The sequence below is a fragment of the Micromonospora sp. NPDC018662 genome, from assembly GCF_044391475.1.
GTDB lineage: Bacteria > Actinomycetota > Actinomycetes > Mycobacteriales > Micromonosporaceae > Micromonospora.
Genome location: NZ_JBISAC010000009.1, coordinates 225,854 through 249,179 on the forward strand (window position 1 = coordinate 225,854; position 23,326 = coordinate 249,179).

At 74.5% G+C, this 23,326-nt stretch carries 20 protein-coding genes and 1 pseudogene; 7 read left to right on the forward strand and 14 right to left on the reverse strand.

Translation table 11 applies throughout. The annotated features are described in order from the left end of the window. Window positions 1–472: 472 nt before the first annotated feature. The 8 genes and pseudogenes from ACH495_RS24435 to rimP all read right to left on the reverse strand — a co-directional run bounded on the left by ACH495_RS24435 (window position 473) and on the right by rimP (window position 8,865). Entirely contained in the window at window positions 473–1,510 is a 1,038-nt protein-coding gene (locus tag ACH495_RS24435; protein ID WP_396860065.1) for a bifunctional oligoribonuclease/PAP phosphatase NrnA, read from the reverse strand. Window positions 1,511–1,545: 35 nt separating this feature from the next. Beyond that, window positions 1,546–2,031, reverse strand: coding sequence for a 30S ribosome-binding factor RbfA (gene rbfA / locus ACH495_RS24440; RefSeq protein ID WP_396860022.1), 486 nt, complete (start codon window positions 2,029–2,031; stop codon window positions 1,546–1,548). Window positions 2,032–2,214: 183 nt separating this feature from the next. Next, on the reverse strand, window positions 2,215–2,508 hold the full coding sequence (locus ACH495_RS24445) for a DUF503 domain-containing protein (protein ID WP_107156020.1): 294 nt from the start codon (window positions 2,506–2,508) through the stop codon (window positions 2,215–2,217). A 70-nt stretch (window positions 2,509–2,578) separates the two neighbouring features. Next, the gene (locus ACH495_RS24450; RefSeq protein WP_396860023.1) at window positions 2,579–3,622 is read right to left on the reverse strand and encodes a TRM11 family SAM-dependent methyltransferase; all 1,044 of its coding nucleotides are present in this window, start codon (window positions 3,620–3,622) and stop codon (window positions 2,579–2,581) included. A gap of 80 nt (window positions 3,623–3,702) precedes the next feature. Then, window positions 3,703–6,717: a translation initiation factor IF-2 gene (gene infB / locus ACH495_RS24455; protein WP_396860024.1), complete on the reverse strand. Its 3,015-nt coding sequence runs from the start codon at window positions 6,715–6,717 to the stop codon at window positions 3,703–3,705. Between the two features lie 93 nt (window positions 6,718–6,810). Continuing rightward, window positions 6,811–7,147, reverse strand: a pseudogene (locus ACH495_RS24460) (YlxR family protein). Window positions 7,148–7,162: 15 nt separating this feature from the next. Continuing rightward, window positions 7,163–8,206, reverse strand: a complete 1,044-nt coding sequence (gene nusA, locus ACH495_RS24465) for a transcription termination factor NusA (protein WP_396860025.1) — start codon at window positions 8,204–8,206, stop codon at window positions 7,163–7,165. Next, complete coding sequence (gene rimP, locus ACH495_RS24470; RefSeq protein WP_396860026.1) at window positions 8,203–8,865, reverse strand: ribosome maturation factor RimP; 663 nt, start codon at window positions 8,863–8,865, stop codon at window positions 8,203–8,205. Before rimP ends, nusA begins: the two co-directional genes overlap by 4 nt. Before the next feature lie 265 nt (window positions 8,866–9,130). Between rimP and ACH495_RS24475 the strand changes: the two genes are divergently transcribed. The 6 genes from ACH495_RS24475 to ACH495_RS24500 all read left to right on the forward strand — a co-directional run bounded on the left by ACH495_RS24475 (window position 9,131) and on the right by ACH495_RS24500 (window position 14,823). Beyond that, window positions 9,131–9,589, forward strand: a complete 459-nt coding sequence (locus tag ACH495_RS24475; protein ID WP_396860066.1) for a hypothetical protein — start codon at window positions 9,131–9,133, stop codon at window positions 9,587–9,589. Window positions 9,590–9,756: 167 nt separating this feature from the next. After that, window positions 9,757–10,197 carry a ferritin-like domain-containing protein gene (locus ACH495_RS24480; protein WP_396860067.1) on the forward strand — a complete coding sequence of 147 codons (441 nt, stop codon included), beginning with the start codon at window positions 9,757–9,759 and terminating at the stop codon, window positions 10,195–10,197. Window positions 10,198–10,266: 69 nt separating this feature from the next. Next, on the forward strand, window positions 10,267–10,848 hold the full coding sequence (locus ACH495_RS24485) for a PadR family transcriptional regulator (protein WP_396860027.1): 582 nt from the start codon (window positions 10,267–10,269) through the stop codon (window positions 10,846–10,848). 22 nt (window positions 10,849–10,870) lie between these two features. Then, window positions 10,871–11,593, forward strand: coding sequence for an ABC transporter ATP-binding protein (locus ACH495_RS24490; RefSeq protein ID WP_396860028.1), 723 nt, complete (start codon window positions 10,871–10,873; stop codon window positions 11,591–11,593). After that, complete coding sequence (locus tag ACH495_RS24495) at window positions 11,590–14,271, forward strand: FtsX-like permease family protein (protein ID WP_396860029.1); 2,682 nt, start codon at window positions 11,590–11,592, stop codon at window positions 14,269–14,271. Before ACH495_RS24490 ends, ACH495_RS24495 begins: the two co-directional genes overlap by 4 nt. A 63-nt stretch (window positions 14,272–14,334) precedes the next feature. Then, window positions 14,335–14,823, forward strand: a complete 489-nt coding sequence (locus ACH495_RS24500; protein ID WP_396860030.1) for a nitroreductase family deazaflavin-dependent oxidoreductase — start codon at window positions 14,335–14,337, stop codon at window positions 14,821–14,823. Window positions 14,824–14,914: 91 nt separating this feature from the next. On the opposite strand, the gene ACH495_RS24505 is transcribed toward ACH495_RS24500, so the two are convergent. Next, entirely contained in the window at window positions 14,915–15,631 is a 717-nt protein-coding gene (locus tag ACH495_RS24505) for a VIT1/CCC1 transporter family protein (protein WP_396860031.1), read from the reverse strand. Further along, window positions 15,628–16,485, reverse strand: a complete 858-nt coding sequence (map, locus tag ACH495_RS24510) for a type I methionyl aminopeptidase (protein WP_396860032.1) — start codon at window positions 16,483–16,485, stop codon at window positions 15,628–15,630. Before map ends, ACH495_RS24505 begins: the two co-directional genes overlap by 4 nt. Window positions 16,486–16,579: 94 nt before the next feature. Between map and ACH495_RS24515 the strand changes: the two genes are divergently transcribed. Then, window positions 16,580–16,894, forward strand: coding sequence for an STAS domain-containing protein (locus tag ACH495_RS24515; protein ID WP_396860033.1), 315 nt, complete (start codon window positions 16,580–16,582; stop codon window positions 16,892–16,894). A gap of 13 nt (window positions 16,895–16,907) precedes the next feature. Here the strand turns inward: ACH495_RS24515 and ACH495_RS24520 are convergent, their stop codons facing one another. The 4 genes from ACH495_RS24520 to ACH495_RS24535 are packed head-to-tail and all read right to left on the reverse strand — an operon-like array spanning window position 16,908 to window position 23,270. Then, entirely contained in the window at window positions 16,908–20,567 is a 3,660-nt protein-coding gene (locus tag ACH495_RS24520) for a SpoIIE family protein phosphatase (protein WP_396860034.1), read from the reverse strand. Continuing rightward, on the reverse strand, window positions 20,489–21,145 hold the full coding sequence (locus ACH495_RS24525) for a gamma-glutamyl-gamma-aminobutyrate hydrolase family protein (RefSeq protein ID WP_396860035.1): 657 nt from the start codon (window positions 21,143–21,145) through the stop codon (window positions 20,489–20,491). Before ACH495_RS24525 ends, ACH495_RS24520 begins: the two co-directional genes overlap by 79 nt. Beyond that, window positions 21,142–21,909 carry a 3-oxoacyl-ACP reductase gene (locus tag ACH495_RS24530; RefSeq protein WP_396860036.1) on the reverse strand — a complete coding sequence of 256 codons (768 nt, stop codon included), beginning with the start codon at window positions 21,907–21,909 and terminating at the stop codon, window positions 21,142–21,144. Before ACH495_RS24530 ends, ACH495_RS24525 begins: the two co-directional genes overlap by 4 nt. A 5-nt stretch (window positions 21,910–21,914) precedes the next feature. Continuing rightward, window positions 21,915–23,270 carry an aldehyde dehydrogenase family protein gene (locus ACH495_RS24535; protein ID WP_396860037.1) on the reverse strand — a complete coding sequence of 452 codons (1,356 nt, stop codon included), beginning with the start codon at window positions 23,268–23,270 and terminating at the stop codon, window positions 21,915–21,917. Window positions 23,271–23,326 lie beyond the last annotated feature (56 nt).

Below are 23,326 nucleotides of genomic sequence, written 5' to 3' on the forward strand. Positions count from 1 at the left end.
CACCCGGACAAACCACCCACCTGACGCACCAAGCCGCACACCACCGGTGCCCGAAAACGCCATAGACACCCATACCGTTCCACCCACCGCCCACCACCACCGCGAGTGGAACGCCATGGGTGTCTCAGCGCCGTCCAGACACCCACACCGTTCCACCCACCACCCACCAACCCCGCGAGTGGAACGCCATGGGTGTCTCAGCGCCGTCCAGACACCCATGACGTTCCACCCACCGCCCACCCACCCCGCGAGTGGAATGCTATGGGTGTCACAGCGCCGTCGCCGATCCGCCCGGGCCACGCTGGAGGGAACACCTTGGGTGTCTGGGGCTGTCCGGACACTCGACACGTTCCCGGGGCGCCGAGCGGGGCCGGACGGAAGTCAGGGGCGGGGAACTGGCCGCCTCGGCCGACAGGGGCTCCGCCACCTCCGCGAGTTGGCGTCGAACGGGCAGGGACGAGAAGGCGTCCCGTCAGGCGGGTGGGGCGGTCAGCACCGCGCCGGTGAGTGCGGCACGGATGCGGCCGATCACGTCGTCGAGCGGGCCACGACCGGTGAAACCGGCCGCGAACCGGTGCCCGCCGCCACCGAGGCCCACCGCCACCCGGCTCACGTCCACCGCGCCCTTGCTGCGCATCGAGACCGCCCACTCGGCGTCACCGGACTGCTTGACCACACAGCTCACATCCGCCTCGGCGGTGCAGCGCACCGAGTCGATCAGCGCCTCCAGCACGTACGCCGGCTGGTCGTGGCGGGTCAGGTCGTCGCGGGTCGCGTACGTCCAGACCAGGCCGTGACCGTCGGCGGCGGCGGGTTCCAGCGTGGCCCGGCCGAGCACCTCGCCGAAGAGGCGGACGGCCCCGAACGGGCGGGTGTCGAAGACCCGCCGGGAGACGTCCCCGGGGCGGATGCCGGTGGCCAGCAGGCGCGCTGCCATCTCGTGCACGGCCGGGGTGGTCGCCTCGAAGCGGAACGAACCGGTGTCGGTGGTCAGCGCGACGTAGAGCCCGGTCGCCGTGGCCGCGTCCAGCGGGACGCCGAGCCGGTCCAGCAGCCCCAGCGCCACCACGGAGGTGGCCGCCGCGTGCGGGTCCACCAGGTTGACGTCGCCGAAGCCGGTGTTCGAGGCGTGATGGTCCAGCACCAGCGACGTGCCCCGGCCCAGCCGGTCGGCCAGGTCGCCGAGCCGGGACTCACTCGCCGCGTCGAAGCAGATCACCAGGTCCGGTTCCGGGTAAGCGTCGTCCTGCGGCACCAGCAGCTCGACGCCGGGCAGCCAGCGGAACGGCTCCGGCACGCCGGGCGGACCGGGGAAGGTCGCCTGGAGGTGGCGCACCCCGAGCCGGCGCAGGCCGAGCGCGAAACCGAGCATGCTGCCGAGCGCGTCCCCGTCCGGGTTGACGTGGCAGATCAGCAGCACCCGCGCGTCCGCGTGGAGGCCCCGCACCGCCGCGACGGCAGCCGCCCAGTCGGCGGCGGTGGGGCCGACGGCGGCCGGCCCGCCACTCACGGCGGCGGCCGGCCCGCCGTTCCCGGCGGCCTCGGTCACCGGTGGTCGCCGCCGCGCGACTCGTCGTCCGCCGGGGACTCGCCCGCGGCGTCCTCGTCGTCCTCGTCGTCGACCCGGTACGGCTGGGCGTCGCCCGCGTACGCGGCCCTGGCGGCCAGCCGCTGCACCTCGGCGTCGGCGGACCGGGCGGCGGTGAGCAGGTCGTCGATGTGCTTGACCTGGTTCTGCACGTCGTCGAGCACGAAGGTCAGCGTCGGCGAGTGCCGCAGGCCGAGCGCCTTGCCGACGGTGCTGCGCAGCATGCCCTTGGCGCTCTCCAGCGCGGCGGCCGTGCTCGCCTGGGCCGCCGCGTCACCGAGCACGGTGTAGAAGACGGTGGCGTCCCGCAGGTCGGCGGTGATCCGGGCGTCGGTGATCGTGATCATGCCGAGCCGGGGATCCTTGATCTGGCTCCGCACCACCGACGCGACCAGTTCGCGAACCCGCTCCGCGTGCCGGCGTACCTTGGCCGGATCCGACATGTCCCCCACCTCCTGATCACTGCCACCTACGGCCCCGGATCGCGTCACGACCGGGACCCGCCGGCCGGAGACGGACGGCGCCGGGCGCCGCCGGGTCCGACCGCCCAACGTCGAAGAACATTACCCGCGCCCCGTCGGGCGACGCGCGGCACGGCCCGGCTGCCGTACGCCGCGCCGGCCGGGTCAGTCGTCCGCGCCGTGCAGGCGGCGGCGCACCGACAGCAGTTCGGTCTCCGGTCGGGCGGCGACCATCCGCTCGCAGGAGTCGAGCACCTCGCGGACGTGGGCCGGCTCGGCGGCCACCACGGCCACCCCGATCTCGGCCCGGCCGTGCAGGTCGAGCGCGCCGACCTCGGCGACCGAGACCTCGAACTTGCGCAGCGCGGCGACGATCGGCCGGACGTAGGACCGCTTGGCCTTCAGGGACCGGGAGTCACCCGGCAGCAACAGGTCGAACAGTGCGGTTCCGGTATACACGGCGAGCAACGGTACGCGCCGGGACGCCGCCGGTCACCCGGATAAGGCGTGACCACCGCTGGTCACCCGGTTATGGGGCGACCGCCACCAGCACGTCCCGCTCGATGGCCTGGTCGACCCGGTGGGCCAGGTCCCGCCAGCCGGGCCCGTCGACCACCCGCAGGCCGGCCTCGGTCAGCACCGCCTCGGCCGCCGCGCGCGGCGCCACATGGGTGTTCCAGGACAGCCCGAGCGCGCCGCCCGGCCGCAGCAGTTCCCGCCACCCCGGTACGGCGGCGGTGAGCAGTTCCAGCGGGCTGCGGGACAGGCCCTGCCCGGTGCGGCTGCCGTGCGCCACCCCGTACGGCGCGTCGGTCACGATCACGTCCCCGCAGCGGGCGCGGAGCACCTCGCGGGCCCGGGTGGTGTCGGTGTTCAGCACGACGACCCGCTGGGTCACGCCGGCCCGGTGCGCGTCCCGCGACGGCGAGAGCACCGCCTCGAACCGGCGGGCCACCAGCTTGCGGTCCCGGCGCACCGACGTGGTCTCCGCGGTGTGCTTGAGCCGCTTGCGGCGCAGCCAGGTACGCAGGAACGCCGCGTACGCCTCCACGTCCTGACTGTCGCGTTCGACACCGATGCCGTCGTGGCCGTACATGAGCGCCTGGTTGAGCGTGGTGCCCCGGCCGCAGAGCGGATCCAGCACCACGAGCCCGCCGTCGAGCATCCGGGGCGCGGCGGCGGAGGCGAGCAGCGTGACGTTGAGCAGCAGCCGGGTGAACTGCTCGTTGGTCTTGCCGGCGTACTTGGGGATGGTGATCAGGTCGGAGTCGTAGTGGGCCAGCGGGTGCAGCGGCACCGGCCGGAGCAGGTCGTCGCCGACCCGCTCGAAGAGCGCGTACGCCGCCGACAGGTTCGCCAGGAGGGCCAGGTCCCGGGCGCCGAGGCCGGGTGCGGGGACGTCGAAGGTCAGGTACTCCACCCCGCCGATGCGGGTGACCTCGGCGTCGGTCGGCGGCGTGTCGAGCACGCCCGACCCGGCGAACACGGCCAGTTCGGCCCGGGCCAGCCGGGCCGCCGCGTCGGCGTAGACGCGGTTGGCGGAGGGGGCGAGGAGCAGTGCGTACCCGATCACGCCGCAGATTGTCGCAGCCTGCGGAAACGGCGACGGCCGGGGCCCGAGGGCCCCGGCCGTCGACCGGTCGTGCACATCGCTCAGGCGCGCGGCTTCTCCCGCATCTCGAAGGTCTCGATGATGTCGCCGACCTGGACGTTGTTGTAACCGCCCAGCGTCAGACCACACTCGAAGCCTTCGCGGACCTCGGTCGCGTCGTCCTTGAACCGCTTCAGCGAGCTGATCGTGAGGTTGTCCGCCACGACCGACCCGTCCCGCAGCAGCCGCGCCTTGGCGTTGCGGCGGATGAGGCCGGACCGGACGATACAGCCGGAGATGTTGCCGATCTTGGACGAGCGGAAGACGTCGCGGATCTCCGCGGTGCCCAGCTCGACCTCCTCGTACTCCGGCTTGAGCAGCCCCTTGAGCGCGGCGTCGATCTCCTCGATGGCCTGGTAGATGACCGTGTAGTACCGGATCTCCACGCCCTCGCGGTCGGCGATCTCGCGGACCTTGTTGGCAGCCCGCACGTTGAAGCCGATGATCGTGACCGCCTCGGACGAGGCGCTCGCGAGCATGACGTCGCTCTCGGTGATCGCGCCCACGCCCCGGTGGATGATCCGAAGCTGGACCTCCTCCGGGATGTCGAGGTTGAACAGCGCGTCCTCGAGCGCCTCCACGGAACCGGAGACGTCGCCCTTGAGCACCAGGTTGAGCGAGGTCTTCTCGCCCTCCTTGAGCTGCTCCATGAGCGTCTCGAGGGTGGCCCGGCCACGGGAGTTGGCGAACGACGCCGCCCGCCGCCGTGCCTGCCGCTGCTCGGCGATCTGCCGCACGGTGCGGTCGTCCTCGGCGGCCAGGAAGGTGTCACCCGCACCCGGCACCGTGGTCAGACCCAGCACCATGACCGGACGCGCCGGCCCGGCCGTGTCGACCGGCTTGCCGTTCTCGTCCAGCATGGCCCGGACCCGGCCGTGCGCCCCACCGGCGACGATGGAGTCACCCGCCCGCAGCGTGCCCTTCTGCACCAGCACGGTCGCCACCGCGCCCCGGCCCTTGTCCAGGTGCGCCTCGATGGCGACACCCTGCGCCGGCCCGTCGATCGGAGCGGTGAGCTCCAGCGACGCGTCGGCGGTCAGCAGGACGGCCTCGAGCAGTTCCTCGATGCCGATGCCGGGCTTGGCGGCCACGTTGACGAACATGGTGTCGCCGCCGTACTCCTCGGCGACCAGGCCGTACTCGGTCAGCTGCTGGCGGACCTTGTCCGGGTTCGCCTCCGGCTTGTCGACCTTGTTGACCGCGACCACGATCGGCACGTCCGCCGCCTTGGCGTGGTTGAGCGCCTCGATGGTCTGCGGCATCACGCCGTCGTCGGCCGCCACCACCAGGATCACGATGTCCGTCACCTGGGCACCACGGGCACGCATGGCGGTGAACGCCTCGTGACCCGGGGTGTCGATGAAGGTCACCGCGCGGTCCTCGCCCTCGTGCGGGACGTGGACCTGGTAGGCGCCGATGTGCTGGGTGATGCCACCCGCCTCGCCGGCCACGACGTTCGCCTTGCGGATCGCGTCGAGCAGCTTGGTCTTACCGTGGTCGACGTGACCCATGACGGTCACCACCGGCGCACGGCTGACCAGGCGGTCCGCCGCGACCTCGGCGTCGAGGTCGATGTTGAACTGCGCGAGCAGCTCGCGGTCCTCGTCCTCCGGGCTGACGATCTGCACGTCGAAGCCGAGGTGCTCACCCAGCAGCAGCAGGGTCTCGTCGGAGCACGACTGGGTCGCGGTCACCATCTCGCCCAGGTTGAACATCTCCTGGACCAGCGAACCCGGGTTGGCGTTGATCTTGTCGGCGAAGTCCGACAGCGAGGCGCCACGGGACAGCCGGACGACCTGACCCTGACCGCGGGGAGCACCCGAGGACATGGTCGGGGCCGACAGGTTGTCGAACTCCTGTCTGCGCTGCTTCTTGGACTTGCGACCGCGGGTCGGCCGCCCGCCGGGACGCCCGAAGGCACCCGCCGCGCCGCCACCACGGCCACGACCGCCGCCACCGGGACGGCCACCGCCGCCACCCGGACGGAAACCGCCGCCGGGAGCACCGCCACCGCCACCGGCGCCACCACCGGGACCGCCGCGGTAGCCACCGCCACCGCCGGCACCGCCACCGGGACCACCTCGGTAGCCACCACCACCGCCGGCACCGCCACCGGGACCGCCGCGGTAGCCACCGCCACCGCCGCCGGGACGACCAGCGCCGCCACCGGGACCGCCACGACCGCCACCGGGGCCGCCGGGGCGACCCGTGGTCGGACGCTGGCTCGGCATGGACGCCGGGCTGGGCCGCGGCGGCATGGACGCCGGGCTGGGCCGCGGCGGCATACCGGCCGGGCTGGGACGGGGACCGCCCGCACCGGCGGCCGGCGGCCGCTGCTGGCCGCCCTGGATGCCGAACGGGTTGTTACCCGCGCCCCGCGCCGGCGGACGACCGCCCGGCCGGGCACCCGGGCCCTGACCCTGGCTCGGACCGCTGGGACGCGCGGCCGGGGAGCCCGGACGCGGCGGCATGGCGTTCGGGCCGGGACGCGGGCCGGGACGGGGACCGCCCTCGGCCGGGGGCTCCCGGCGAACGGTCTCACGCTGCTGCTGGCGGGCGGCCTGGGCGGCCTTGACCGCGGCCTCCTGCTCAGCCTTCAGCGCGGCGGCGCGGGCCTCCGCGGCCGCCACTTCGATGTCGTGCGCGCTCGCCGGCTTGGCGACCGGGGTCGCCGGCTGCGGCGGGCCGGGGACCGGGCCCTTGGGCTTCGGTCCAGGGGTCGGCGCGGCCGGCCGCCGGGGCGGCATCGGACGGGCCGAGACCCGGGGGGCACCCGGGGTCGGGGTGGGCGTGGGGGTCGGTGCCGGGCCGCTGGAAGCGGCCGCCGGCGGGGCGGCGGGCGCCGGTGAACCGGCGGACGCCACGAACGCGTTCCGCAACCGTCGGGCGACAGGCGCCTCGACGGTGCTGGAGGCGGACTTCACGAACTCGCCCATCTCCTTGAGCTTGGCGAGAACGGTCTTGCTTTCGACCCCGAGCTCCTTGGCAAGCTCGTGTACGCGGGCCTTTCCTGCCACTGCACTCCTCACTCCGAGGTCGTGCGGGCAGCACCCGCAACAACCTCACTCGTGCACTTGAAGCCTGGTCATTTCTGCGACTTCATCGTGTGCTCATGTCGGTCGTCCTACCTTGCTAGCGACCCGCGACCGGTCGGGTTTGACCGCTCGTCGGGGGTTGCGCGTCGACGTGCTCGGCAAGCGCGCCGTGGTCGGGGACCCCGGCGACGCGCAGTGCCCGCCCGAAGGCGCGGCGCCGCACCGCCTGCGCGAAGCAGGCCGGATTGGGGTGCATGTTCGCTCCCCGACCCGGCAGTCTGCGGGCCGGATCGGGCCGGAGACTGGTCTGACCAGCCTCGTCACCGACCGCGACGACCCGCAACAACTCGCTGGCCGGCGCTCGTTTCCGGCAGCCCACACAGGTGCGCTCCGGCAGCTCGCGTCGTGCCACTGAGAAAGTCTACCCCTAGCTGCTCGAGATCGCGCCGCCCGGCTCCCGTACGCGCTCGGCTCCGCTCCGGCCGGGAGCGCCGGAGGACTCCGCGTCGGAGCGGATGTCGATGCGCCAACCGGTCAACCGGGCCGCGAGGCGGGCGTTCTGCCCCTCCCGGCCGATCGCGAGCGAGAGCTGGAAATCCGGCACGGTGACCCGGGCGGTGCGGCTGGCCAGGTCGACCACCTCGACCCGCAGGGCCTTGGCCGGCGAGAGCGCGTTGCCGACGAAGGTGGCCGGGTCGTCCGACCAGTCGATGATGTCGATCTTCTCGCCGTGCAGCTCGCTCATCACCGCGCGGACCCGCTGCCCCATCGGACCGATGCAGGCGCCCTTGGCGTTGACACCGGGCGTGGTGGAGCGTACGGCGATCTTCGTGCGGTGACCTGCCTCACGGGCGATCGCGCCGATCTCCACCGTGCCGTCGGCGATCTCCGGAACCTCCAGCGCGAACAGCTTCTTCACCAGCGCCGGGTGCGACCGGGACAGCGTGATCTGCGGCCCGCGCATGCCCTTGGCCACGTGCACCACGATGCAGCGGATCCGCTCGCCGTGCTGCGGGTCCTCGCCCGGGACCTGCTCGGACTGCGGCAGCACGCCCTCCAGCTTGCCCAGGTCGACGCTGATGATGCCCTTCTCCTTGCGGGCCTCGTGCGCCTGCACCACGCCGGTGACGAGGTCGCCGTCGCGACCCGCGTACTCCCCGAAGTGCACCTCGTCGGTGGCCTCCCGCAGCCGCTGGAGGATCACCTGCTTGGCGGTCATGGCGGCGATCCGGCCGAAGTCGTGCGGGGTGTCGTCCCACTCCCGGGTGACCGTGCCGTCGTCGTCCAGCTCCTGGGCGTAGACCGAGGCGGCCCCGCTCTTGCGGTCGATCTCCACCCGGGCGTGCGGCTCGGCGCCGTCCGTGTGCCGGTACGCGGTCAACAGCGCGGTCTCGATCGCCGCGAGGATCGTGTCGAACGGGATCTCCCGCTCGCGCTCCAGGGCGCGCAGCGCCGCGAGGTCGATGTTCACCTCTCCTCGTCCTCCAGATCTTCGTCGTCGTCGATGTCGATGTCGGTGTCGTCGTCGAGGTCGTCGTCGGCCAGGTCGTCCAGGCGGGCGAACTCCACCTGGACGCGGCCGGGCCCGAGCTCGGCGTACGGATGGGCGGCGGAGCCGGTGTCGTTCTCCAGCGTCACGCGCTCGTCGTCGGCGGCCGTGACCCGGCCGGTGAGCTGCCGGTCGCCGGCCGCACCGCGGACGGTGACCTTGACCAGCCGGCCGACGTTGCGCCGCCAGTGCCGGGGCAGGGTGAGCGGGCGGTCCACGCCGGGCGAGCTGACCTCGAGCTGGTACTCGCCGGCGACGATGTCGCCGGTGGCCTCCTCGGCGGCGTCCAGCGCGGCCGAGACGGCCCGGGAGACGTCCGCGACGGCGTCCAGGTTGATCCCGCCGTCGGCGTCCACCATCACGCGGACCACGTGCCGACGACCGGCCCGGGAGACGGAGAGGTCCTCCAGGTCGTAGCCGGCGGCGGTGACCACCGGCTCGATCACCTCGCGCAGCCGGGCCCGGCGGGCGGCGAGATCGCCGCGGGGTGCGCCGCTCCGCTCCGCGCTGCGGGGGCCGTCGGCTCGGCGGGGCCGACCGGCGGGCCCGGACGACCGGGTGGCACGGCCACGCTGCGTCATTCCGCGCACCTCTCTGCTGTTGCCACGGCCCGTCGGGGCCGTGTTCCTCCTCAGCCGGCGTGGGCGGTCGACCCGCCATGCCGGCACGCCACCGGGGCGTTCGCGCCCGGTGGCTGCGCAGAGCGTAACGCCTGGGCCGGGCGGCGGGCCGGGCGGCGCACCGACGACCCTGCCCCACAGGGTGGCGGGGATGGTGTTGACTTGTCCGGTGGGGACCGGCAGAACACCATCCGACCGGGGCGGAGCGGGGCATTCCCGGCGTCGACTGCTGCGTGCCGGCGCGCTCGTGGCGCTCGGCGGCGCGGCCACGCCGCTGACTGGTTGTGATCTTTTCGACCGCGACCGCGAGCCTCCGCCACCGGACGCGCTGGAGCCGCTGGCGGCCGAGGCGCTCGCGCTGGAGGCACGGCACCGGGCCGCCGCCTCCGCCACGCCCGCGCTGGCCGCGCGGCTCACCCCGATCGCCGACGCGCACCGGGCGCACGCCGACGAGTTGCGCCGGGTGATCGGCCGGCCGGCGCCCTCCGGCACGCCGACCGGCTCGACCGGCTCGACCGGGACGCCGGCCGGCAGTCCGGACGCCGTGCTCGCCGAGCTGCGCCGCGCCGAGCAGCAGGGCCAGGCGAACGCCGCCAAGGCCGGCGCGACCGCGCCCGCCGAGCGGGCGGCGCTGCTCGGCTCGATCGCCGCGGCCCGGGCCACCCACGTGGAGGCGCTGGCATGAGTGAACGCACCGAGCGCAGCGAGGGCCGTGAGCGCATGCCCAGCCGGCACAGCATGAGCGAACGCACCGAGCGCAGCGAGGGCCGTGAGCGCATGCCCAGCCGGCACAGCATGAGCGAACGCACCGAGCGCAGCGAGGGCCGCGAGCGCATGCCCAGCCGGCACAGCATGAGTCCGACCAACGGCCCGGCCCAGGCGCTCGGCGACGCGCTCGCCGCCGAGTACGCGGCGATCTGGGCGTACGGGGTGATCGGCGTGCACCTCACCGACGCGGCCCGCTCGGCCGCCCGCGCGGCCGAGGCGGCCCACCGCTCCCGTCGGGACGCGCTGCTGCTCCAGCTCGCCGAGGGTGCCGGGCAGGTGCCGGCGGACCGGGCCGGCTACGCGCTGCCCTATCCGGTGACCGACCGGACGACCGCGCTGCGGCTGGCCGTGGAGATCGAGGAGCGGACCGCCGGCCACTGGCGGGCCGCGCTGCCGCACACCACCGGCGCGGACCGGAACGCGGCGCTCGCCGCGCTCACCGACTGCGCGCTGCGCGCCACCCGTTGGCGGCGGACGGCCGGAGTGAGCCCGATCACCGTGCCGTTCCCGGGCCGGCCGGCCTGAGCGCGACGCCGGTCACCCGGCGGAGCGCCCCGGTTGCGGCGCGCATACCAGGTATGCATACTCCAGGCCATGTCCATCCGCCACGGTCTGCTCGCCCTCCTCGAACGTGGCCAGATGTACGGCTACCAGTTGCGTGCGTCGTTCGAGGAGTCGACCGGCTCGACGTGGCCGCTCAACATCGGGCAGGTCTACACCACGCTGGCCCGGCTGGAACGCGACGGCCTGGTCCGCCCGCTGCCGGAGAACGAGAGCGGGCAGCGGCCGTACGAGATCACCGACGCCGGGCGGGCCGACCTGGCGCTCTGGTTCGCCACCCCGATCAGCCGGGCCGACCGCCCCCGGGACGAACTGTCGATCAAGTTGGCGCTGGCGCTGACCACCCCGGGCGTGGACGTCCGGGCGGTGGTGCAGACCCAGCGCAGCGCCACCATGCGCGCGTTGCAGGAGTTCACCCGGTTGAAGTACGCCAGCGACAAGCCGGAGGATCTGCCCTGGCGGCTGGTGCTGGACGCGATGATCTTCCAGGCCGAGGCCGAGGTGCGGTGGCTCGACCACTGCGAGACCAGCCTGGTCCGCCACCGCCCGGCGTCGAGCCGGCCGGTCGCCCACCCCGAGGCGGTGGACCGGGCCGGTGACGAGGCCCGGCGGTGACACGAGACGGAAGGCCGCGGAGATGAGCGGAGTGCTCGAACTACGCGACGTACGCCGGACGCACGGTGCCGGCGAGGCCGCCGTGCACGCGCTGCGCGGCGTCAGTCTCACCGTGGCGGCGGGCGAGCTGGTCGCCGTGATGGGCCCCTCCGGGTCCGGCAAGTCCACGCTGCTCGCCCTGGCCGGCGGACTGGACCGGCCCACCGGCGGCGAGGTGCTGGTCGAGGGCGAGGCGCTCGGCGGCCTGCCGGCCCGCGAGCTGGCCCGCCTGCGCCGCCGCCGGATCGGCTACGTCTTCCAGGACCTCAACCTGCTGGGCAGCCTGACCGCGGTGGAGAACGTGGCGCTGCCCCTGGAGCTGGACGGCGCCGGGGTGCGGGCGGCCCGCCGGCTCGCGTTGGCCGCGCTGCGCGAGGTGGACATCGTCGGCCAGGCCGACCGCTTCCCCGACCAGATGTCCGGCGGCCAGCAGCAGCGGGTGGCGATCGCCCGGGCCCTGGTCGGCGAACGCCGGCTGGTCCTCGCCGACGAGCCGACCGGCGCGCTGGACTCGCAGGCCGGCGAGGCGGTGCTGCACCTGCTGCGCCGCCGGGTGGACGACGGCGCCGCCGGGGTGCTGGTCACCCACGAGGCCCGGCACGCCGGCTGGGCGGACCGGGTGGTCTTCCTGCGGGACGGGGTGCTGGTCGACTCGACCGCGCCGCTGGTCGGCATCGAGCACCTGCTCAGCGGCAGCGGCCGGTGAGCTCCGGCCGGCTCGCCGCGGCCCGGGGGTCGTGGCGCACCGCGCTGCGGATCGCCCGCCGGGAGGCCCGCCGGTCCCGCCGCCGCACCCTGCTGGTGCTGGTGATGATCGCGCTGCCGGTGCTGGGGCTCAGCTTCGCCGCGGTGAGCTACGACATGTCCGACCTGACCCGGTCGGAGCGGCTCGACCGCCGGCTCGGCGCGGCCGACGCCGAGCTGCGCTGGCAGAACCTGGCCCCGGTCACGCAGGACGCGTGGGGCGACAACTCCTGGCCGGTCCAGGGTGACCCGACGCCCCGGACCCGCCCGGTCGCCGCCGACGAGCTGCGGGCGCTCCTGCCCGCCGGCAGCCGGGTCACCCGGGTCCGGCGGTGGATGCCGTTCGAGACCCGGATCGGTCGGAAGACGGAGACGTTCGAGGCGCGCGCCCTCGACCTGACCGACCCGCTCGCCCGGCCGCTGGCCCGGCTGCGCGAGGGACGGGTGCCGGTCCGCCCGGACGAGATCGCGGTCAGCCCGGCCGCGCTGCGCCGGCTGCACACCCGGATCGGGGCGCCGGTACGCACCACCGACGGGACGGTGTACCGGATCGTCGGGGTGGTCGAGTTCCCGGAGAACCTGCGCGAGACGGTGACGCTGTCCGGCGTCGCTTCGGAGGGGTCGGCCACCGACGAGAGCTGGCTGGTGGACCTGCCCGGGTCGATGGATGCGGCGCTGGCCGACCGGTTGAACGCACGCGGCATCCAGGTGTCCGCCCGGGACCCGCTGCCCGGCCGGCAGGAGCTGGGCGGCGGCATGCCGCTGCCGGACGCCGAGGAGGCCGGCGTCTCGGTGCTGGTCGGCGGGCTGGGGCTGCTGGAGGTGGTGCTGCTGGTCGGGCCGGCGTTCGCGGTCGGCGTACGCCGCCGGCGGCGGGACCTCGCGCTGGTCGCGGTGGCCGGCGGGGACGCCGCCCACCTGCGCCGGATCGTGCTCGCCGACGGGGTGGTGCTCGGCGCCGGCGGGGCCGCGCTCGGGCTGCTGCTCGGCGTGGGGACCGCGTTCGCCGGCCGGCCGCTGGTCGAGCAGTACCTGCTCCACGAGCGCTTCGGCGCGTACCGCGTCTTTCCCAGCGCGCTCGCCGCGATCGCCGCGGTCGCGGTGCTGGCCGGGGTGCTCGCGGCGCTCGCGCCGGCCTGGACCGCGGCCCGGCAGGACGTGGTGTCCGGCCTGGCCGGCCGGCGCGAGGCGCCCCGGCCACCCGGCCGCTGGCTGCTGCTCGGCGCGCTGCTCACGGTCGTCGGCACCGCGCTGGCCGCGTTCGCCGCCAGCCAGACCTCGGCGACCGGGGTGCTGGCCGGTGTCACCCTCGGCGAGCTGGGGCTGGTCTTCTGCACGCCGACGCTGGTCGGGCTGCTCGCCCGGGCCGGCCGGCTGCTGCCGCTGACCCCCCGGCTCGCGTTGCGCGACGCCAGCCGCAACCGGTCGTCGGCGGCGCCGGCCATCTCGGCCGTGATGGCGGCGGTCGCCGGCAGCGTCGCGCTCGGCGTCTACGTGGCCAGCGACGGCGCCCGGGAGCGGGCGCAGTGGCAGCCCGGCCTGCCACCGGGGCACGTGCTGCTCCAGCCCACCGATTCGTCGACGGCCGACCCCCCGCCGGCGGTCGGGACCATCGCCGACCGGGTTCGGGCGGTGCTGCCGGACGCCACGGTGGCGGCCCTCGCCGTGCCGGAGTGCGCCCGCCCGGCCGACCCGGACGACTACTGTGCCGCGGCGGCGGTGCGCCCGCCGCAGGAGCGCTGCCCGTACGGGTCGTTCGAGTCGGGTCCGGCCTCGGCCCGGGACGATCCGCGCTGCTACCGGCCGTTCCGGGAACCGAACGACATCTTCCTGCCGGCCACCGTGGACGACGGCGACGCGCTGGCGGCGCTCACCGGCGCCCCGGCCGACGAGGTGACCGCCGCGCGCCGGACGCTCGCCGCGGGCGGCGTGGTCGTCACCGACCCCCGGCAGGTGGTCGACGGGCAGGTCCGGATCGAAGTCACCCACAGCTCCGGCGCGGCGACCGCCGTGCGCCTGCTGCCCGGCCACGTGCTGCGCGGTGGACTCCCGGTGGACCGGCTGGTCCTCTCCTCCGCCGCCGCGCGGACGCTCGGTCTGGCGGCCGCGCCGCTGGGCTACCTGGTGGACACCACCGGCCCGCCCACCGACGGGCAGCGCGAGCGGCTGACCGACGAGGTGTCCGCGGTGGCCCCGCTGTCCGTGCAGATGTCGACCGCCGACCCGCCGTCCGACCAGCGTTCCCTGCTGCTCCTGCTGGCCGCCGCCTCCGGGGTGATCACGCTGGGCGCCGCCGCGGTCGCCACCGGCCTGGCCGCCGCGGAGGGCCGCCGGGACCTGTCCACGCTCGCGGCGGTCGGCGCCGACCCCCGGGTACGCCGGATGCTGTCGCTCTGCCAGGCCGGCGTGATCGCGGTGCTCGGCTCCACGCTGGGCATCCTGGCCGGGCTCGGCTCGGCCGCCGTCGTCCTGGCCGCGCTCAACCAGCGGTACGCGCAGTCCTGGCCGGTGCAGCCGCCGTACCCGATGACCGTGCCCGGTCTCACCATGGCCGTGCTGGTCGTGGTGCCGGTGGTGGCGATGCTCGGCGCGGCCCTGCTCACCCGCTCCCGCCTGCCCGTCGAACGTCGCCTCGACTGACCGGCCCGGGTGGTCGGGGTCTCAGGGGGTGACGGCGGCCGGTGGGCGCGGCACACTGGGCGGGTGTCCGCCCTGGGATCCCTCGCCCGCCACCTCGGTCACCAGCGGTGGTTCGCCACCACCATGCGCCTGTTCGTCCCCGCCGACCGGCTGGTCGGCCGGCTGACGAAGGGGCGGGTGGTCGCCTTCGGGCTGGTGCCCACGCTGGTGCTCACGTCCACCGGCCGCCGCTCCGGCAAGCCCCGCAGCAACCCCCTGCTCTACGTTCCCGACGGCGACGCCTACGTGGTGATCGGCTCGAACTGGGGGCAGCAGCACCAACCGTCGTGGACGTTCAACCTGCTGGCCCAGCCGTCCGCCGAGATCGACGTCAGGGGCCGGCGGATCCCGGTGCGCGCCGAGCAGGTCAGCGGCGCCGACCGGGACCGGTTGTTCGACCGCCTGGTCCAGGAGTGGCCGGCCTACCGCACGTACGTCGAGCGGGCCGGGGGACGCGAGATCAAGGTGTTCCGCCTGGTCCCCGCCCCCGCCCCACCCCAAGATCCGCGCTGATTCACGGAAAGCGTGGTCATCTCGCGCCCGATACCCACACTTTCCGTGAATCAGCGCGCGGGGGTGGGGTGGGGTGGGGTGGGTGGGGGACTCAGGTGAGGCCGCCGCCTACGCCGATCAGGGCGCCGATCAGGTAGGTGGCGCCGGCGGCCAGCGCGCCGAGCAGCAACTGCCGCAGGCCGCTGGTCCACCACGAACGGTAGGTGAACCGGGCCACGATCGCGCCGGCGACGAACAGCCCCACCCCGCCGACGGCGAGCGCCAGCCAGAGGCTGGTGAAGCCGAGCAGGTACGACAGCAGCGGCACCAGGGCGCCGATCGAGAAGCAGACGAACGACGAGATCGCCGCCGCCCAGGGGCTGGGCTGGTCGTCCGGGTCGACGCCCAACTCCTCCCGGACGTGCACGCGCAGCGCCTCCTCCGGGTTGCGCCGGACCGCCTCGGCGACCTGGGTGGCCAGGTCGCGGGGCAGCCCGCGGGCGACCCAGGCGTCGGCCAGCTCACGCGCCTCCGCCTCCGGGTGCCGCTCCAGCTCGCGCCGTTCCTTGGCCACCTCGGCGGCGACCTGCTCGTTGGCGGAGCGGACGCTGGTGTATTCGCCCAGGCCCATCGAGATGGCGCCGGCCACCAGGCCGGCGGCGCCGGTCAGCACGACACTGCGCGGGGACACCCCGCCACCGCCGACGCCGGCGATCAACGCGATGTTGGTGACCAGCCCGTCCATCGCGCCGAAGACGGCCGGCCGCAGCCAGCCGCCGGACACGTCCGCGTGGTGCGCCTCGCGCAGCGCCGCCGGGGTCTCGGTCACGGCAGGGTCAGGATCTCGTAGCCGTCGTCGGTCACGACGATGGTGTGCTCGAACTGCGCGGTCCACGTGCGGTCCTTCGTGACGGCCGTCCAGCCGTCGTCCCACACGTCGTACTGGTGGGTGCCGATGGTGATCATCGGCTCGATGGTGAACGTCATGCCGGGTTCCATCAGGTCGGTGGGGCGCGGGCTGTCGTAGTGCGGCACGTAGAGGCCGCTGTGGAACGCCTCGCCGATGCCGTGGCCGGTGAAGTCGCGGACCACGCCGTAGCCGAACCGCTTGGCGTACGACTCGATCACCCGGCCGATGACGTTGATCTGCCGGCCCGGCGCCACCGCCTTGATGCCCCGCATCATGGCCGTGTGGGTCCGCTCGACCAGCAGCCGGGCCTCCTCGCTCACCTCACCCACGCAGAACGTGGCGTCGGTGTCGCCGTGCACCCCGTTCAGGTACGCCGTGACGTCGACGTTGATGATGTCGCCGTCCTGGAGCACGGTGGAGTCGGGGATGCCGTGGCAGATCACCTCGTTGAGGCTGGTGCAGCAGGACTTCGGGAAGCCCCGGTAGCCCAGCGTCGACGGGTAGGCGCCGTGGTCGCAGAGGAACTCGTGCACCACCCTGTCGATCTCGTCGGTGGTCACCCCCGGCTTGCAGTGCTCACCGGCGAGCTGGGTGGCCCGGGCCGCGAGCCGGCCGGCCACGCGCATCTTCTCGATGGTCTCCGGTGTCTGCACGTGCGACCCACGCCACTCCTGGGGGCGCTTCTTGCCCACGTACTCCGGACGCGGAATGTGGGCGGGGACCGCCCGCCACGGGGAGAGCGTGCCTGGGGTCAGCGGCGCACGGACGGTCATGCCCTCAGCCTATCGCCGCCCTCGACGGCGACCCCGCCACGGCCCCGCCAGGGAGGTTGTTGCCGTGCCGCAAACGCTGTGCCATTGTTGCTGCGTGGATCAAGGGGGCGCGCCGCCCGTCTTCTCCGTGACGGCGGAGGGTGACGGCGACCGGCTTCGCGTCCAGGTGACCGGCGAGGTCGACATGGCGACCGCCGACACCATGTTCCAGACCGCGCTGCGCGAGCCCGCCCGGCGGCTCACGCTCGACCTGCGGGCGGTCACCTTCTTCGACTCGGCCGCCATCCACGCGGTGGTCCGGCTGTCCCAGCGGTACCCGGCCGCGCTCACCGTGCTGCCGTCCCGGCAGGTCCGGCGGGTGCTGGAGATCTCCGGCCTGGGTGAGCAGGAGTGGCTGGCCGACGCCTGAGCCCACGGCCGGCCTAGTCGGCCAGCCGGCGTCGCAGCGTCAGCTCGGTGCCGTCCCCGCTGCGGGTCACGCTCATCTCCCCCAACGCCCTGATCAGCGCCAGCCCGCGACCACGGAAACTCGACCCGCTGGACTCGCGCCACCGGCCGCTGTCCCGGACGATCGCGGTCACCGTGCGGTCCGCGATGGTGACCTCGACCTCGATGGACTCCTCGACCGGGTCGACCGGGTGCTCGATCGCGTTCGCCGCGGCCTCCGAGATCGCCACCGTCAGGTCGAACAGGTCGGTCTCGCCGACCCGGTGGGCGACGAGGAAGTCCTCCAGGCGCTTGCGCAGCACGCTGAGCCGGGTCGGGTCCGCCGGCAGCCGCAGCGCGAAGCGGTTCCGCTCGACCGCCTCCAGCGCCAGCACCGCCACGTCGTCGTGCCGGGGCCGCCCGGCGACCCGCTCCACGACGGCGTCCACCAGGTCGGCGACGTGCTCGCCGCGCGCCGCCGCGTCGGCCCGGAGCTGGCGGAGCCCGGCGTCGATGCCCTCCTCCCGGTCCTCGATCAGACCGTCGGTGTAGAGCAGCAGCCGGCCGCCGGGGGCAAGTTCGCCCTCGACGGTCGGGTAGGTGGTGCCGGGGATCGCCCCGACCGGTGGTCCGAGGGCCCGATCGTGCAGGAACGCCACGTCGTCTCCTCGGATCAGCAGGGGCGAGGGGTGACCCGCGCTGGCGTACCGGAGGCGGCCGGTGCGCGGGCAGAAGTTGAGGCAGACCACGGTGGCGAAGGAGCCGCTGCCGGTGGAGTGCACCAGTCGGTTGAGCCGGGTCAGCGCCTCGCCCGGGTCGTAGCCCTCCAGCACGTACGCCCGCAACGCGTTGCGGAGCTGGCCCATCGCGGCGGCGGCCTGCACGCCCTTGCCGACCACGTCGCCGATGACCAGCACCAGCCCGTCGTCGGGGGTGCCCATCACGTCGTACCAGTCACCACCGACCTCCACGTCGGCGCTGCCCGGCAGGTAGCGGGTGGCCACCAGCGCGCCGGGCAGCTGCGGCAGCGTACGCGGCAGCAGGCTGTGCTGGAGCGTGGTGGCGATCCGGTGCTCGGCCTCGTAGAGCTGGGCGTTCTCCAGCCGTACGCCGACCAGCCGGGCCAGCTCGGTCAACGCCGCCTGCTCGGTGCCGCCGCCCTCGCGACGCCACACCCGCAGCTCGCCGAGCTGCTCGCCGGTGGTGCCGGTGAGCGGCAGCACCGCGGACGGTTCGGCCGGCAGGTCCCCGCCGGTGTCCTCCTCGTGGCGGACCCCGGTGGCGACCACCAGCACCCGGCCCGCCTCGGCCAGGCCGATCGCGTGTTGCGCGGCCACCCGCACCACCTCGGCGGTGGAGCGGGCGGTGTTGATCGCCACCGCGGCGTCGGCGAGCGCCCGCAACCGGCGGATGATCTGCCCGCGGAGCTGGCCCAGCTCGACGTTGGCCCGGACCCGGGCGACCAGCTCCTGGCTGGAGAAGGGCTTGGTGAGGTAGTCGTCCGCGCCGGCCGACAGACCGGCGACCTCCTCCGCGGCGCCGGCCCGGGCGGAGAGCAGCACGATCGGCACCCCCCGGGTGACCGGGTTGGCGCGCAGCGCGGCGACCAGCCCGAAGCCGTCCAGCCGGGGCATCATCACGTCGGTCAGCACCAGGTCGAACGGGCTGTCCAGGGCCAGCCGCAACGCCTCCACGCCGTCCGGCACGGCCACCACCTCGTATGCCGGGGACAGCAACCGGCTGACGTGCTCGCGCAGGTCGGGGTTGTCGTCGGCGAGCAGGACGCGGCCGGCGCCACCCGACGTGCCGGACGGCTCGGGCAGCCCGACCGGCCGGGCCACCTCGTCGGTCCAGAGCGCCGTCTCGGCGACGTAGAGCCGGGCCTGTTCCGGCTCGCTCAGCGGCACCGGGGAGAGCGCGGACACCCGGTCGGCGGGCAGGTGCGCGTAGCCGAACGGCACCGCGACGGTGAACGTGGTGCCCCGGTCGACGACGCTGCGCGCGGTGACCGTGCCGCCGTGCATCTCGACCAGCTCGCGGACCAGCGCCAGCCCGATGCCGGTGCCCTCGTACGTGCGCGAGCGCGCGCCGGCCACCCGGTGGAACCGTTCGAAGACCTGCGGCAGTTCCTGCGGCGCGATGCCGACGCCGGTGTCGGTCACCTCCAGCACGGCGGCGCCGTCGCCGGCACGCACCCGGACCAGGATCTCGCCCTCGAAGGTGAACTTCACCGCGTTCGACACCAGGTTGAGGACGATCTTCTCCCACATGTCCCGGTCGACGTAGACCGGCGCCGGCAGCGGCGGGCAGTCGACCACCAGGCGCAGCCCGGCCCGTTCGATGGCCGAGCGGAACGTGCTGGCCAGCCGGGAGGTGTAGTCGGACAGGTCGGTGGGCTGGTAGCGGGCGGCCAGCCGACCGGACTCCAGCCGGGAGAAGTCGAGCACGGTGTTGACCAGCTTGAGCAGGCGCAGCCCGTTGCGGTGCATGACGGTCAGCCGGTCGAGGTAGCGGTCGGGCAGCTCCCGGTCGGCGAGCATGTCCTCCAGCGGCCCGAGGACCAGGGTCAGCGGGGTGCGGAACTCGTGGCTGACGTTGGCGAAGAAGTTGGTCTTGGCGCGGTCGAGCGCGGCCAGCTCGGCGGCGCGGGCGCGCTCCTGCTCGTACGCCCGCTGCTTGCCGACGGCACGGGAGACCTGCGCGGCGACCAGGTCGACGAAGTCGCGGTAGTCGTCACCGAACGGCAGCCGGCGGGACACGCCGAGCAGCAGCGCGCCGGCCGGCTCGTTGGTGGCGGTCAGCGGCAGCAGCAGCGCCTGGTCGGCGGCGTCCGGCGGCACCGTGCCCGGCAGGTCGGCGGTGGCGACCCAGCGCGGCGCGGTCAGCGGCTCGCCGGTGGGCAGGCCGGACCAGCCGGCGACCGCGCCCGGGTCCACGCCGGTGCAGCCGGCCAGCGCGGCGCTGCCGTCGTCGTCGTGCAGCCACAGCGCGCTGAACGGCACGTCGGCGCGATGGGCGTCGAGCACCCGGGCCACGGCCCGGCCCAGCTCCAGCGTGCTCGGCACGTCGCCCAGCTCGTTGCCCAGCTCGGCCAGCGCCCGCAGCCGGCGCTCGCCGAGCACCCGACCGGTGGTCTCGTTGACGAAGCAGAAGATGCCGTTGACGGTGCCGTCGGCGTCGCGGATCGGGTCGTACGAGACGTCGAAGTAGACGTCCTCCAGGAAACCGTGCCGGTTGATCACGAAGGGGTGGTCCTCGCCCCGGTAGGGCACGCCGGTGCCCCGCACCCCGTCCAGCAGCGGGCCGAGCACGTCCCAGGTCTCCGCCCAGTGCAGCCGGGCGGACTGCCCGATCACGGCCGGATGCTTGTCGCCGATGGTGGGCCGGTAGGCGTCGTTGTAGAAGGCCAGGTGCTCCGCGCCCCAGAACACCACCATCTGGGCGCGGGAGGCGAGCATGGTGCTCACCGCGTGGCAGAGCGCGGCGGGCCAGCCGGCCGGCGTGCCGAGCGGGGTGGCGGACCAGTCGAAGCCGCGCAGCCGCTCGCCCATCTCACCGCCGGCGGCGAACGCGGCGGTCAGCAGCGGAGGCAGTGACGGGTCGCCGGCCGCCGGGGACGAACAACCGACGTCCCCGCCCCCCTGGGCCGAGCCCATGCAGCCTCCCGCTCCGGCCATGTCCGCGACGGCCGGCGCTGCTGCACCGACCGTCCCCGCCTACTACCCCGACGGACGAGCAACGTAACGCATGCGGACCGTAGGACGCTGGTTACCTCCGCCTCATCCTGTCGTAACCGGCGGGCGGGGGCGACCCGGGCGGGCCCGCACGTCGGTCGACTGTGATCTGGCCGACACCGCGGCCCGGACCAGCGCGGTGACCGGGCGCGGGTCGGGCTCGTTCTCGGGGTGCCACTGCACGCCGAGGCCGCGAGCGCGGCGGTCAGCAGCGCCAGCTCACCGGCGTCCCGCTCCGGCCGGCTCTCGGTGCGCGGGTCGGGTGGCTGGCCGTACCGTTCCGGGCCGACGTCCGCGCCGCCGGCCAACAGCAGCCCGTCCAGCAGCCCCAGCACGTCGGCGTCGATGTCGTCCGGCGGCAGCACCACGGCCCGGCCGCCGGCCGCGGTGATCGACCGGACGTACGCGTGCGGCACCAGCGTCGCCGGCACGTCCCGCCACACCGCCCAGCCGGCCGGCTCGACGTACGCGGTGACGCCGACCACCGGCCGCCGACTCACAGTGGAGTGACGTACGCGCCGGTGATGCCGCCGTCGACCACGAACTGCGCGGCGGTCATGAACGAGGCGTCGTCGCTGGCCAGGAACGCCACCGCGGCGGCGATCTCGGTCGGGTCGCCGAACCGGCCCATCGGCACGTGCACCAGCCGCCGGGCGGCCCGCTCCGGGTCCTTGGCGAACAGCTCCCGCAGCAGCGGCGTGGCGACCGGGCCGGGGCAGAGCGCGTTGACCCGGATGCCCTCGCGGGCGAACTGCACGCCCAGCTCCCGGGTCATCGCCAGCACCCCGCCCTTGCTGGCCGTGTACGCGATCTGCGACGTGGCCGCGCCCATCAGCGCCACGAACGAGGCGGTGTTGATGATCGAGCCCTTGCCCTGCCGGCGCATGTGCGGGATGACGTGCTTGCAGCACAGGTAGACGCTGGTGGTGTTGACCCGCAGCACCCGTTCCCAGGCGTCCAGCCCGGTCTCCAGGATCGAGTCGTCGTCCGGCGGCGAGATGCCGGCGTTGTTGAAGGCGACGTCGACCCGGCCGTGGCGGGCCACCACGCCGTCGAACAGGTCGCGCACCGCCGTCTCGTCGGCCACGTCGGCGGCGACGAACTCGCCGTCGACCTCCTCGGCGGCCCGGGTGCCGGCGTCGGCGTCGATGTCCACGCAGACCACCCGCGCCCCCTCGGCGGCGAAGCGCCGCACGGTGGCCAGCCCGATGCCGCTGCCCGCGCCGGTCACCACCGCCACCCGGTCGGAAAGCCGTCCCTGCACTGTGATCACTCCTCGGTGCCGATGAACACGTTCTTGACGTCGGTGAAGGCGTGCAGCGCGTCCGGACCCAGCTCCCGGCCGAGGCCGGAGCGCTTCATCCCGCCGAACGGGGTCCAGTAGCGCACCGAGGAGTGCGAGTTGACGCTCAGGTTGCCGGCCTCGACGGCCCGCGCCACCCGCACGGCGCGACCCACGTCCCGGGTCCAGATCGAGCCGGAGAGGCCGTACTCGGTGTCGTTGGCGAGCCGGATCGCGTCCGCCTCGTCGTCGAACGGGAGCACCGAGACGACCGGCCCGAAGATCTCCTCGCGCCAGTGCCGGTCCGCCGGGGAGTCGGCGAGCAGCACGGTCGGGGCGTACCAGAAGCCGGGGCCGTCCGGGCGGGCGCCGGTGAACGCCACGGTCGCGCCGTCGACGTACCCGGCGACCCGGTCCCGGTGCGCGGCGGAGATCAGCGGGCCCATCTCGGCGGTCTCCCGGGCCGGGTCCTCGACCCGGAACGCCTGCACCGCCGGTTCGAGCAGCTCCAGGAAGCGGTCGTACACCGATCGCTGGACCAGGATCCGGGAGCGGGCGCAGCAGTCCTGGCCGGCGTTGTCGAAGACCGCGGAGGGCGCGGTGGCCGCCGCCTTCGCCAGGTCCGCGTCGGCGAAGACGAGGTTCGCCGACTTGCCGCCCAGCTCCAGCGTCACCCGCTTGACCTGGTCGGCGGCGCCGGCCATGATCCGGGTGCCGACCTCGGTGGAGCCGGTGAAGCAGATCTTGCGGACCGCCGGGTGGGTGACGAACCGCTCGCCGACCACGCTGCCCTGCCCGGGCAGCACGGTGAACACGCCCTCGGGCAGCCCGGCGTCCAGCGCCAGCTCCGCCAGGCGCAGCGCGGTCAGCGGGGTCAGCTCGGCCGGTTTGAGCACCACCGTGTTGCCGGCGGCCAGCGCCGGGGCGAGCCCCCAACCGGCGATCGGCATCGGGAAGTTCCACGGCACGATCACCCCGACCACGCCGAGCGGTTCGTGGAACGTGACGTCGAGCCCGCCGGGCACCGGGATCTGCCGGCCGGTCAGCCGCTCCGGCGCGCCCGCGTAGTAGTCGAGCACGTCCCGGACGTTGCCGGCCTCCCAGCGCGCGTTGCCGATGGTGTGCCCGGCGTTGCGCACCTCGAGCTGCGCCAGTTCCTCGCGGTGCGCGTCCACCTCGGCGGCGAACCGTCGCAGCAGCCGCGCCCGGTCCCCCGGCGCGACGTTCCGCCACCCCTCGAACGCGGCGGCGGCCCGCCCGACGGCGCGATCCACGTCCGCCACGGACGAGGTCGCGACCTCTCTCAGGCTCGCCCCGTCAATTGGCGAGATCACCTCACCCACGCCGCCCCCCACGCTCTGCCTCACGGATCAGTTCCGGCGTGTCGCGGCCGGCGAGA